This is a genomic window from Echinicola soli, assembly GCF_006575665.1.
GTDB classification, from domain to species: Bacteria; Bacteroidota; Bacteroidia; order Cytophagales; family Cyclobacteriaceae; genus Echinicola; species Echinicola soli.
On the sequence record NZ_CP041253.1, the window covers coordinates 1,520,724 to 1,532,857 of the forward strand.

10 protein-coding genes are annotated in these 12,134 nt (G+C 44.7%); 3 read left to right on the forward strand and 7 right to left on the reverse strand.

Translation table 11 applies throughout. From position 1 onward, the window contains the following. The first annotated feature begins 268 nt into the window (after positions 1 to 268). Positions 269 to 853 (forward strand): peptidylprolyl isomerase, encoded by a 585-nt coding sequence (locus tag FKX85_RS06385; RefSeq protein ID WP_141613936.1) that lies wholly within the window; start codon positions 269 to 271, stop codon positions 851 to 853. 5 nt (positions 854 to 858) lie between these two features. On the opposite strand, the gene FKX85_RS06390 is transcribed toward FKX85_RS06385, so the two are convergent. The 5 genes from FKX85_RS06390 to FKX85_RS06410 form a co-directional block, all read right to left on the reverse strand. Beyond that, positions 859 to 1,479: an SPOR domain-containing protein gene (locus FKX85_RS06390; protein ID WP_141613937.1), complete on the reverse strand. Its 621-nt coding sequence runs from the start codon at positions 1,477 to 1,479 to the stop codon at positions 859 to 861. A 144-nt stretch (positions 1,480 to 1,623) separates the two neighbouring features. Further along, entirely contained in the window at positions 1,624 to 3,024 is a 1,401-nt protein-coding gene (fumC, locus tag FKX85_RS06395) for a class II fumarate hydratase (RefSeq protein ID WP_141613938.1), read from the reverse strand. A gap of 1,008 nt (positions 3,025 to 4,032) precedes the next feature. Beyond that, a complete protein-coding gene (locus FKX85_RS06400) occupies positions 4,033 to 4,524 on the reverse strand; it encodes a hypothetical protein (protein ID WP_210416911.1) in 492 nt (163 codons plus the stop codon). 23 nt (positions 4,525 to 4,547) lie between these two features. Further along, a complete protein-coding gene (locus FKX85_RS06405) occupies positions 4,548 to 4,931 on the reverse strand; it encodes a RidA family protein (RefSeq protein WP_141613939.1) in 384 nt (127 codons plus the stop codon). A gap of 263 nt (positions 4,932 to 5,194) precedes the next feature. Then, positions 5,195 to 6,895, reverse strand: coding sequence for a pectate lyase family protein (locus tag FKX85_RS06410; protein ID WP_141613940.1), 1,701 nt, complete (start codon positions 6,893 to 6,895; stop codon positions 5,195 to 5,197). 332 nt (positions 6,896 to 7,227) lie between these two features. Here FKX85_RS06410 and FKX85_RS06415 point away from each other — a divergent pair, with 332 nt between their 5' ends. Then, complete coding sequence (locus FKX85_RS06415; protein WP_141613941.1) at positions 7,228 to 8,739, forward strand: ArnT family glycosyltransferase; 1,512 nt, start codon at positions 7,228 to 7,230, stop codon at positions 8,737 to 8,739. A 240-nt stretch (positions 8,740 to 8,979) separates the two neighbouring features. Here the strand turns inward: FKX85_RS06415 and FKX85_RS06420 are convergent, their stop codons facing one another. Then, on the reverse strand, positions 8,980 to 9,486 hold the full coding sequence (locus FKX85_RS06420; protein ID WP_141613942.1) for a hypothetical protein: 507 nt from the start codon (positions 9,484 to 9,486) through the stop codon (positions 8,980 to 8,982). A gap of 11 nt (positions 9,487 to 9,497) precedes the next feature. After that, on the reverse strand, positions 9,498 to 10,193 hold the full coding sequence (locus FKX85_RS06425; RefSeq protein WP_141613943.1) for a DUF4919 domain-containing protein: 696 nt from the start codon (positions 10,191 to 10,193) through the stop codon (positions 9,498 to 9,500). 318 nt (positions 10,194 to 10,511) lie between these two features. Here FKX85_RS06425 and FKX85_RS06430 point away from each other — a divergent pair, with 318 nt between their 5' ends. Continuing rightward, positions 10,512 to 12,110, forward strand: a complete 1,599-nt coding sequence (locus FKX85_RS06430; RefSeq protein WP_168196222.1) for a sodium:solute symporter family transporter — start codon at positions 10,512 to 10,514, stop codon at positions 12,108 to 12,110. Positions 12,111 to 12,134 lie beyond the last annotated feature (24 nt).

Here is a 12,134-nt window from a genome sequence, read left to right on the forward strand (position 1 = left end):
TGTTAGGATGCTGTATCCAATTTCTGTTACCAAGCTAATGCTCCTAACGGAGCATCCCTGCTTACACTTCTGTCGGCTAAAATAGTGAGAAGGGAGTCCTGGCCAATGCCGCTGGGCATTTAAGCCTGGTAAGATCAGGGTGCCTCCAGGGGGCTTTGTGCAGTAGGAACAAAACTATTTCCCTGCTCTTTCCGCACAAGTGGGACAATCCCGTGAATAATTTACACACAGTATCCCATATGGAGCCAAAATTATAGAAGATTGAATCATGAAATACATACTTATTAATTTTATGTTTCTCCTCTTGCTCCTTTCTTGCGCCTGCAGTTCAGAAAGGAAGTATCAAATCGGCCAGATTACTACCCCAAAGGGCGAAATGCTCTTTTGGTTGTATGAGGAGACACCTGTACACAAGGCTAGCTTTATTCAACTGGCCAAGGACCATTATTGGGATTCCCTGACTTTTAACAGGGTGATCGAAGGTTTTGTGATTCAGGGAGGATGTCCCGACACGCCAGCAGGATTTGGCGGTTCACCGTATTTGCTTAAGCCGGAATTTGTAGACTCTATTCGTCATGTCTATGGCGCTGTTGGTGCAGGCCGTGATGATAACCCCGAAAAACTTTCAGCGGGCTGCCAACTGTATATTGTCCATAATAAAGACGGGATTCCGAGGCTTGATGATAATTATACCGTGTTTGGGCAGATATTTAAAGGATTGGACGTATTGGACGCCATCGCAGAGGTTCCTACTGATTCCACTGACACACCTCTTGACGCCATCACCATGGAGGTAAGGGTTATCGAAATGTCAGCATCAGAAGTGGAGGAATTGGGCTATGATGTGCCTTAAAAAGATCAATTCACTACTTCACCGAGGACTTCTTTTAACGGCACACGTTTACCGTCCTTATAAGGCACTATCCATGCCGTCCGGATGCCCAGCTTCCTCATGAGCTTTTTAAAGGAATCCGCTTCGTCATAATCTCTGTAATGTCCCACTAGCATTCGCTTCAGGTCTCCTTTGTGCTCCACATCTAAGCTAAATCCAGAGGGGATTTCTTTTTGGTATTCCTCTTCTGTGAGTGCACCGATCTGCACTCTGAAGACCACACCTTTGCCCCATTCAGAGGTGACTGGCTTGGAAGAAGGGGCGGTTACGCTGGCTTCATTGTCCGTCATGGCCACATTTTCATCTTCACCTTGTTCGATCTTGTTTTGCTTTATGGCTAAATCCTCAGCTTGTTCAGCTAACTTTCCCTTCAAGTCTTCGTTTTCCTTTTCAAGCACAATAATGGCCACCTTTTGCTCTTGCTGTTGGTTTTTGAGGAGCCAATACTCTTCTGGGCTCATTTTTCTCAGCTCCTTCTTGAGGGCTTTCTTCTTATCTTTGGTAAGTTGCTGTGAATGGGCATTGATCGCTAATGCCAGAAACATTCCTAGCACAAGACCACTTCTCAAAAGGTTTTTCGAAACCATATTCGTTAATGATTTTCTTTGGTTGTAAAAAAGGGGAAGCATATTTCATGTAAAATACGAAATATACTCCCCCTTTTAAAATTTGGATAAAATAAAGTTTGTACAATAGTCTTCTGGGAATAGAATTTCCCAACCAATTTAGGCTTATTTTAGTCCTCCGATCATATTCTCGGGTTTTACCCATTCATCGAATTGTTCACTGGTAAGCAAGCCCAGATCGATCGCTGCTTCACGCAGGCTGGTCCCTTCTTTATGTGCTTTTTTGGCGATGGCAGCGGCATTTTCATAACCGATATGTGTATTTAGGGCAGTTACCAGCATCAAGGAGTTTTCCAGGTGCTTTTTGATAAATGGCCTGTTTGGCTCAATACCAATGACACAGTTGTCATGAAAGGATACACATGCATCCCCAAGTAACCTGGCAGAAGCAAGCAAGTTATGGATCATCATCGGCTTAAAGACGTTCAGTTCAAAATGGCCATTGGAGCCACCTACTGATACCGCCGTATCATTCCCGATCACTTGGGCACACACCATCGTCATGGCCTCCGCTTGCGTAGGATTCACTTTACCGGGCATGATGGAGGATCCTGGCTCATTTTCAGGAATTAGAATCTCTCCAATTCCAGACCGGGGCCCCGACGAAAGCATCCTGATGTCATTGGCAATCTTCATCAGGCTTACGGCCAATTGCTTCAAAGCCCCGTGTGTCTCCACAATGGCATCATGGGCAGCCAGCGACTCGAATTTATTGGGAGCGGTGACAAAAGGCTGTCCCGAAAACTCAGCGATTTTCTTCGCCACCAATTCGGCATAGCCTTTTGGGGTGTTCAGTCCGGTTCCGACAGCGGTACCGCCCAATGCAAGCTCAGAAAGATGTTCAAGGGTGTTTTTCAAGGCTCTTAGTCCATGGTTCAGCTGCGCCACATATCCTGAAAATTCCTGTCCCAATGTCAAAGGTGTGGCATCCATAAAGTGTGTCCGGCCGATTTTTACGACATCCATAAATTGGTCAGACTTGCTTTTTAACGTATCCCTCAATTTTTCCACACCAGGAATAGTCGTCTCCATGACCATTTTATACGCCGCTATGTGCATGGCGGTCGGAAAAGTATCATTGGAAGACTGTGACTTGTTCACATCATCATTGGGATGGATCGATTTCTTCTCATCCTCTAGGCTTCCACCTTCCAGCACATGACCTCTGTAGGCGATTACTTCATTGGCATTCATGTTTGACTGGGTACCGGAACCGGTCTGCCAGATCACCAGCGGAAACTGGTCGTCTAATTTGCCCTCCAGGATCTCATCACATACTTTGGCAATGGTATCTGCCTTTTCCTGTGGCAATACACCAAGTTCAGCATTGGTCAATGCAGCTGACTTTTTGAGGATGGCAAAGGCATGGGTGATCTCCAGCGGCATACGGTTGCGCTCACCTCCGATTTTAAAGTTATTGATGGATCGTTGGGTTTGGGCGCCCCAGTACTTGTCCGCAGGGACTTCCACTGGCCCCATGGTGTCTTTTTCTACTCTATATTTCATGTGTTTATAATTGATTTTTAATGGTCAAATGGAATCTCGCATGAGGATTGTCATCCCTCGCTGTGTCGATGGTGTCATGCTCGATTTCATCGTATAATGTATATTGATTTTAATCAAAAATTGGTCATTGCCACTTTTGATAAAGGGCTTGCCGACAGTGCCTCTAAATTACGACCTGAGGGGCAAAAACCATAAGCGTAAAGGGATTTTGTGCCTTAATAAATTTTATGGATGTCCGGGCCATTCTACCGGCCAACAGCTGATTGGGGATCAATCAATATTTCTGGGGGCAGGGAGAAGATTTATATTCATTTGGTATGTCGCCACGAAGTCGCCAAGACACGAAGTGTTTTGTAGGCGGATTCCAAATTTCATGGAAAACAAACAGCTTTGGGTCTTAGAATCTTTGTGGCAAAAAAACAAAAAGGAAATCCTATTAAAATAAAGGGATTCATGCCCTCAACTTTTTCGCACATTTTGAGGACCAAGCAATATTTCTGGAAGATGAGAGATTTCCAGGTGGTTTTGGTAAGCATATTTCTCTTTAATGTAGCAATAGGAATGTGTAGATTATAAAATCAGTATAAATCCGTCATTGCGAGGAAGTATAGCCTGTCCCGAGCTATCGGGAACGTGGCAATCCCGTATTAAGAAAACGAGATTGCTTCACTCCGTTGCTCTGCATTCGCAATGACGGTATTTTAAATCGCGTTTATTATAAAAAATCAGCGTAAATCTTATTAATCTGCATCATCTGCGTGCTATCGAAACCAACCCTAATCCCCCCAATTTTTCCGCTTGAGCCCTGATTGGATGTTGGTTATTAAGTTGATCGATTATTGTAAACCAACTATTGGACACCGAAACAGCTCCCTGATTATTGACCATCAATCGCTGAATACCAAAGTGGTACAAGACAATATGTACCAAGGCCGGGCCTGATTATTGACCATCAATCGCTGAATACCTTATGGGATTTGCACCTAGTGCCCGGGCTATTCATAAAAATCACCCATTCTTTTGCAGGCTGAGCATTTTGTGGAAAATATCTTGGGACTGCTTGACTTTCCGTTTAAAGTGAGACCATGCAAATAACATATTGCCCAAACCCACGGCAAAACTGATCACGGCAAAGATGGGCTGCTCTTCGCCAAATAAAAAGAACATCCCCATAATCAAAGTAACAACCGACCAAAATACCATGAAAAATGAAGATCCCGGGAACAACCGGTAATCCAAAAATATGATACAACCTGCCCGCGTGGATTCTATATTTCCTTTTATCAACGGCAAAAAGCTATCCGCCCTTCTTACTACCATAGACAGTCGAAAGGAGGTATCGCTTATTTTTCCGTTAAATAAATGTTCTCTGGCATGATCACTTAAAGGATCAGATAAATAATCCACATCCCTAGTGACATGATCCAGACGTGAAAGGACTTCTTCGCAGCTCATGGAAGAAACCAGTATTTCACTATGATGGGGCAAGTATTTGATCATTTTTTCCTGCCTCCACAGGCGGGTTATGCCTTCACGGCGATACAAGAAATCTCTACCTGTACATTTTTTGGCAATCTGCTTACTTCCACGGTTTCCCTTGCAGGAGGATTTGATGGAAAATATTGACCATACGCTTCATTTATGGTACCGAAATCGTCCATGTTCTTAATAAAAATAGAACATTTTACCACATCTCCAAAACTATATCCCGCTGCGGACAAAATAGCATCCAGGTTTTTCATTACGGCATGGGTCTCTTCGGTAATATTTTCGTTGATCAGTTCGCCCGTTTCGGCATCTAGCGCTATCTGGCCAGAGATAAAAAGCGTTTTGCCTGCCTGAACGGCCTGACTGTAGGGCCCTATGGGTGCAGGTGCCTCTTTGGAATAGATAATATTGTTTGCCATCCTTTACTGTTTTAATTCAAAGGTAGGGATTTCCCCCGAAAATAGCAGATGGTAAAGCGTAGATAGTCGGTCGAAAAAATTACGGGGCACCAAGTGAAAAGAAAATGATGTCCCTGTCATTCCGGCGAAAGGAGGAATCCCTTACAAATATACTGGAAGAGATCCTTCCTTCCGTCAAGATGACATTACGTTTTGGCACGTAAAACAGTGCTGAGAACTAGATAAAAGTGCATGGAAAAGATATTAACCAAACTCAAATTGGCTCATTTTCCCAAGTCCCCATTCTCCAAGGTGTCATGGTTATTGGCAAGATCGGTCCAATCCACCTTTTTGGCTGGATCGATACCATTGATGTACATTTCGATATTGGTATAGCCATCTCCATTCATATCTTCCATGGCATCCGAAGGGTCATTGGAATCAAGGCCTACCTGCTGCTCATAGCTATCTGGCATGCCATCACCATCCGAATCGGTATAGGGTGTGCCTTTGTATTCCGGATAGCCTCCCACTTGTGAAATATCCGTGATGATGCCCATCTTGTAAGCATCCTTTGGTAGCCGGCGGTGCTCAAATTGGTAATAGTCATCCGGGTTAAGTCCCTCGGCATATTCGGGCTGACCAGTTTTTACGGTCCTGATTACCCTTTCATCTACTGGATCTCGCCTGGGGAGGGTCGCCCCTGCATGAGCAATGACATGATCATACGCTTCATTGGCGGATATAACACTCATTTCCGGCATAGGGAAAGGGGTATTGGATTTGATCCGTGGAAAGTAAAACTTGGCTTGTTCCAAGCTCATCTCACCGCCTTTTTTACCATTGAGCTGTACACCACCTTTCCAGTTATCGGCTGTTACCTTTTCGTTTCCTTCTACGATATTTCCTGTGATATGAGCGCGTCCCCACACCAAGGTATCCAATCTGGACAATACTGCATCTGGCCGTAAGATCCTGTGGGAAATGGTCTCTCCTTCAGGGGTGACCGGTCCTGGTTTGTAGTAATTGTTAATGATATTGTACTTGGCCATATAATCGCCCCCATCGGTGGTCCTATGGCTCCAGTTAAAGACTACATTATTGACAAAGTTAAAGATCCCGTTCCATCCGATGGAAGGATTACGTCCGGCATTGTTGGCCCACAGATTACGCATAAAGGAGCAATTCTCACCACCCAGGGTACTTCCCAAAGAGTGGTTATACGTGTCCAGTGCTTCTGAGAAAATACTGTTTTGGATGGTAATGTTTACCGTGCCTCTTTTCACGTCTTTGTAGTCACCGCCCGGGCTATACATATGGCGGTACATGGACATATTTTCATCCAGCCCCCAGCTCGCCGAGACATGATCAATCATGATATTGCCCACGGGATTACCTCCTATGGCATCATCCCTTCTGCCCACAAAGGTCTCTCCGCGTCGGAAGCGCATATGGCGAATCACCACATCATGCGTATCGATCCATACCGATTCGCCCGCTACACAAACTCCATCTCCCGGTGCAGTCTGCCCCGCGATGGTCACGTAGGGCGCGCGAATGATCAAAGGGGCCTTCAGCTTGATGATACCGGCAACATTAAAGACAATGATTCTGGCACCACCTTTTTCACAAGCTTCCCTCAGGGTACCTGGGCCTCTGTCTTCCAGGCTGGTGACTGTGATCACCTTTCCTCCACGACCACCGTAGCTGTACATTCCGCCACCTTCTGCTCCAGGGAAAGCGGGAATATCCGCTTGTGGAAGATCCGTTGGGCGAAATGCCCAAGGCACATAAGGCTTTCCTGCTTCCATTTCCGCCATTACCGTTGGCCAAGCTTTTTCCCAGGCTTTATCGGACAGCTTTTGGTTTGCTGTCATGATTGAATCTGATTTTGCCCTTGCCTCAGCAGGCACCTTAGGATACTGGGCAAAGGCTGCGGAAACAGCCAGTACCGAAAAGGCTATTGATAAGAGTTTGCGCTTCATGGTCTAAATTATGATGTATTGGATTTTTACATTTCAGTTCAACATCCAATCTAAGCCAATTTATTGCCTTCAAAACTGCTATTTCCACCAAGCGGGACATTATATGGCTCAAATGGGCTATTTTAAAGATGAGCTGGCCACAATTGTGGAGGGATCTTCTCTGCACCTACTTCGTGCGCACACTGGAGGCCTACTTTGCTCCAAGACTGCCTTCTAAGCCTCGATTCAATCAAAATTTCAAAAAAAATGCTATTTATTAACGGCTTTTTGACAGATTTGTAGCTTCAAGTTGGCTGCACATCATATTGTGTAACAACCAAAAAAAATATGTAATGAAAGACACCAAACAGCTCAGAATCTACTTGATTGCGATACTGGCGATCATTTCCTTTTTTAAGATCCTGTTTACCGCAACCACCTCTCTGAGCCTGTTCTCTGAGGAAACCCAATATTGGCTATGGTCACAAAACCTCGATTGGAATTATTATTCCAAGCCACTGATGATCGCCGTTTATAATTTCATCTTTACGGGGGTTTTTGGCCATACCGATGTGGCGGTAAGGCTTAGTGCCGTACTCTTTTCCGCTGGTACAGCTTGGGTGATCTTTGAGCTTGGACAGCAGATGTACCGTGATCCAAGAATCGGATTTTGGGCGGCATTGATGCTGGTAGTGATGCCGTACTTCCATCTGGCCTCCTTTTTCCATACCACAGACTCTTCGCTACTTTTCTTCTGGGCTTTGAGCTTTTACTGGCTATACCGTGCCACTGAATCGAAGAAGACAACCTACTGGATGTATGCTGGCTTGGCGAGTGCCCTTGGCATGCTCTCCAAAAACACTATGGTATTGGCCATTCCGCTGATTTTTGTTTACCTGCTTCTGGTGGATTTCAGACAGCTAAAGCAAAAAGGTTTCTATATCTACTGCCTCGTTTTTTCGCTTTCATTTGTTCCGATTATCATCTGGAATTTTCAGCATGATTTTGTCACTTTCAAGCATGTAGGCACCTTGGGAGGTGTAGAAGGAGAGAGCAAGCCTTTTGATTTTGGGGAATCCCTTAACTATATCTCAGAATATGCGGGGGGTCAGCTAGGGATCATTTCTGCCTTTTTTATTCCATTTTTGGTCATGGCCATACGAAGGTTGGTCAAGTACAAGGAAAGAAAAATGCTCTTTAACCTTTTGCCGGCCATTTTAGTCTGGATGCTGTTCTTCTTGATTTCCATTACCAAGCGTGTAGAAGTCAACTGGCCAGCATTTGCTTATGTCACCTTGCCGCTTGCCATGGCTTACATATTGACCCTGATCAGTCAGGGCTGGCGGAAGTATGCTGTGTATGCCACGGCGATCTCCGGTATCCTCCTGATACTGATCATGAAACCTGCTCCGCTGGATGCCATAGGTTTCAGGAATGTGCTTCGCCCTGACAAGGATCCCTTGGCACGCCTGGCAGGCTATCGAGAGATGGGGAATAGAATTGATGTGCTCATAGACTCTCTGGAGCTGGAAAAACATTTTATCTTCAGTGACAGCTATCACCTGGCCTCTGAAATGGCTTTTTACGTGGATGGAAATCCACAGACCTACACCATCAACTTAGGTAGGAGGAAAAACCAGTTTGATCTTTGGCCAGGAATTGATCAATTCGAAAACAAAGGCTATGATGGCATTTTTATTCAATGGAATACGGCTGATCGTTCTGAGGTAGTGGATGGATTTGATAAACGTGTCCTGAAGGAAACACATTATGCTATCTATCGTGGGGATACCGTGCGGGTATTTAGTATAGAAGTCTATAAAAACCTACACCACATCGACGAAGTAAAGTCGGATAGTTATTAGCCTGAGCTCGATTTAAAATACCGTCACTGCGAGCCTGCCTGGCACCAGACAGGCTTGTCTGGTGCCAAACAGGGCGTAGGGTAGGATTTGGGGAAGGAGCCGTGGCAGTCCCCATATTAGATGAGATTGCCACGCCAATTTTAACGCACAAACCATCCCCAAAAGGGTTCGTAGTGGCGGATTTATACTGATTTTATAATCGAATTCAGGTTATTGGCCTTGTTGGTAACCCATTTTATCTTAACGTAGATTCACTTCTGCGATCTCCTCATTGGGATTTTCGACTTTTTGTCGTTCTATGCCACTGAGGCGGAGGTCAGTGATGGCCTTGCCCATGGAAGGGCGATCAAGGATAAAAACGACCAAGACCACCACGGCCATCCCTAAAAAGAGGTAATTGGCAGTGATGAAATAAGCCACAATGGACAGCATCGATGGAATTTCCAATAGGGCATATTTGATCATCAAACTACTCAGGTAGCCGATAAGCTTGGCTTTTAGCTCAGACGTCTCGATGAGCTTAGCCAGCTGCTTTCTGAACAGAAGATTACTTCCAGCAATTCCTGCAAGGACCAATACCGGAATCAGATAAGTAAACAGACTGTTCAGCTCTTCATTGCTTACAGTACTTCTGTCCGTGAGAAAATAGGCCGCAGCAAAAAAGGCAATCTGGACCACCAAAAGCATCCTGTGAAGCATCGTCAGGTTATTAAAGTAGGCTTTTGAGGTTTGCGGCTGGGTTTTCAAGGGTCGTTTTTTTATAGGTTATTGTTCCTTAGTGAATGCATGAGAAAATTTCTATAAGGACTAAGGTCAAAATATAACCCTTCCAAGCCAATATCATTGGCAGCCAATTCCAAAAAATCATATTTTCCAATAGATTGATGGTTATCTCCAGGCCTCAATCCCAAGGTTTCCATCAGGATCAATTCGTGTGCAGGGTCAATTACAAAAAAAGCTGTCTCCTTGGTGGCGCCATCACCGGAGCTGAGTAATGTCTCAAAGATCATGTCCATTTTGAAGGTGACTTTTTTATATTCGACGGTGTCCTTAAGATTCTCCAATGCATATAGTTGATAATTCATTACATTGAGATCAAATGGTTTTTTTTCAAGGACTTTTTTTCCAAAGGATACAATTCGCTTCAGGTCTTCATCACGATGCACTTCCTTCCGCAGAATAGCATCAAGGCTATCCACCACCTTCTCTGGCTCGTCAGCGGCGTAGGTACACTGAAATACAAAGCCATAGTACAGGTGACGCATTTCAGCCAGGTTAAGCGTCGAATCGGCGCGCTGAAACCGCTCCAATAATTGGGGATAATACATAAGGGATGCCTTGTCCTTAATCGCCGTTTCTATTTCTTTATAGTCAGGCCTTTCAAAATCCCAATACTGCGCCACGCACACCTGGCCATAGAGAAACACAAAACAAAAAATTGCTACTTTTTTCATGGCAACCCATTTAGATGTCAGTTTTTGCTGCCAGAGGCTCAACTGAATAGTGGAAAAGATCAATTAACTAATCACAGACGAAAAAGTCAATTTATTTCGCTTATGAAATCATTAATTGTTGTTTATGTGCTGCTGGTATTATTTCTTGACCACCCAGCAATGACCTCCTTCATTTTCCCGTGACCAAGTATTTTGATCATATGGATATAAAATCAATAGAAATATAGGTCGTTTGGACTAAAATTGTTTAAATTAGCAATGGCCAAACCTACCATTCTATTTGGCATATGGCAAAGAGTGAAAAAATTGATGATGCTCATGGAAACAATAGCCCTAATCGACCTATCCATAATCGTCCTCTACATTATTTTAATGGTAGTGGTGGGACTCTGGTTTGGCCGGAGAAATAATGACACCACCTCAGGATACTTCTTGGCGGGGAAATCACTCACTTGGGGAGTCATCGGCGCGTCTCTTTTTGCCTCCAATATTTCTACCGTTCATTTGGTAGGATTGGCCGAATCAGGTTTTATAGATGGTATCGTATGGGGAAATTTCGAATGGTTCTCCGCTTTTGAGCTGATCATACTTGCCTATGTTTTCGTGCCTTTTTTCTTACGCAGCCAAGTGGCCACCCTCCCGGAATTTCTCGAAAAACGCTACGATAGCCGATCGCGCGTCATCCTCGCTGTCTTCAGCATCCTGGCAGCACTGTTTATGCATATCGGGGTAAGCTTTTATGCAGGTGCGGTCGTCTTTGAAAAGATATTTGGGATGGACATCATGGTCTCCATCCTGATCATCGCCGCCGCCACAGGCATATACACCATCATTGGCGGGCTGACTTCTGTAGTAGTCACCGAAACGGTACAAACCGTTATCTTGATCTTGGGGTCTTTGATGATTACTGTTTTGGCCATCTGGAAGCTTCCTGAAGTAGGAATAGAGTCTTACGAAGCACTGAAGGAAGCAGTGGATCCGGACCGGTTTAAAGCCGTAAGCTTTAGCAGCGAACAAAAGGGGTTCACGTTTATGGACATGATGCTGGGCCATTTTGTGCTGGGGATTTGGTATTGGTGTACCGACCAGACCATCGTCCAACGTATCTTGGGTGCCAAATCCGAAAGAGAAGCTAAGCTGGGAGCAATCTTTGCTGGTTTTTTAAAGATACTTCCTGTCTTCATCATGGTTGTTCCCGGGATTTTGGCCTTTGCGCTCTTCCGTGACCAAATAGGTGATGAAACGAAAAGTGTCCTGCCGATAATGATCATCAATCTTTTGCCCGTTGGGCTAAAAGGACTGATGATAGCCGCACTGCTGGCGGCCGTCATGAGCAGTGTAGCGGCTGCACTGAACAGTTGCTCTACGTTGGTCGTATTTGATGTTTTTCAAAAGCTGGCCCCAGGATTATCAGACCGACAGCGTGTACGAATAGGTAAATTAACTGGTTTAGTTGTATTGGTTCTAGCAGTACTCTGGTCTCCTTTTTTGGGAGATCTAGGTGGGATTTTCGAATTGATCAATCAGATGTTCAGCATTTTTGCACCCTCGATTGTGGCGGTATTCCTCTGGGGTGTGCTCTCACCAAGAGGAACGGCCAATGCCGCATTCTGGACCTTGCTGGGAGGTAGTCTTTTTGCCGTGACGGTCTTTATCATCGAAAAATACATCCCCATTCATGGCATCAGCAATTACGTTTCCAGTGCGGAAGGGCTAGGGATCAATTGGCTATGGCAAACTTTTGTGTTTTTCCTGATTTCCTCTGGCCTATACTGGTGCATCAGTATCTTGGACCAAACTGTACAGACTATTCCCAGTAATTTCTACCTGAAAACAAAAAGCCCTTCAAAACAGGTCAATCTGCTGACACTATTGCTAATAGTGATTATGTTGGTCATTTATTACCTGTTTTACTGATAAAAAGAAATGCAGCACAAACTT

What these genes read in the sequence shown, in the direction of transcription:
- FKX85_RS06425 (WP_141613943.1), bottom strand. Translation starts at nt 10,193, where the DNA reads ATGAAAAAAGTAGCAATTTTTTGTTTTGTGTTTCTCTATGGCCAGGTG.
- FKX85_RS06410 (WP_141613940.1), bottom strand. Translation starts at nt 6,895, where the DNA reads ATGAAGCGCAAACTCTTATCAATAGCCTTTTCGGTACTGGCTGTTTCC.
- FKX85_RS06400 (WP_210416911.1), bottom strand. Translation starts at nt 4,524, where the DNA reads ATGATCAAATACTTGCCCCATCATAGTGAAATACTGGTTTCTTCCATG.
- fumC (WP_141613938.1), bottom strand. Translation starts at nt 3,024, where the DNA reads ATGAAATATAGAGTAGAAAAAGACACCATGGGGCCAGTGGAAGTCCCT.
- FKX85_RS06385 (WP_141613936.1), top strand. Translation starts at nt 269, where the DNA reads ATGAAATACATACTTATTAATTTTATGTTTCTCCTCTTGCTCCTTTCT.
- FKX85_RS06415 (WP_141613941.1), top strand. Translation starts at nt 7,228, where the DNA reads ATGAAAGACACCAAACAGCTCAGAATCTACTTGATTGCGATACTGGCG.
- FKX85_RS06430 (WP_168196222.1), top strand. Translation starts at nt 10,512, where the DNA reads ATGGAAACAATAGCCCTAATCGACCTATCCATAATCGTCCTCTACATT.
- FKX85_RS06405 (WP_141613939.1), bottom strand. Translation starts at nt 4,931, where the DNA reads ATGGCAAACAATATTATCTATTCCAAAGAGGCACCTGCACCCATAGGG.
- FKX85_RS06390 (WP_141613937.1), bottom strand. Translation starts at nt 1,479, where the DNA reads ATGGTTTCGAAAAACCTTTTGAGAAGTGGTCTTGTGCTAGGAATGTTT.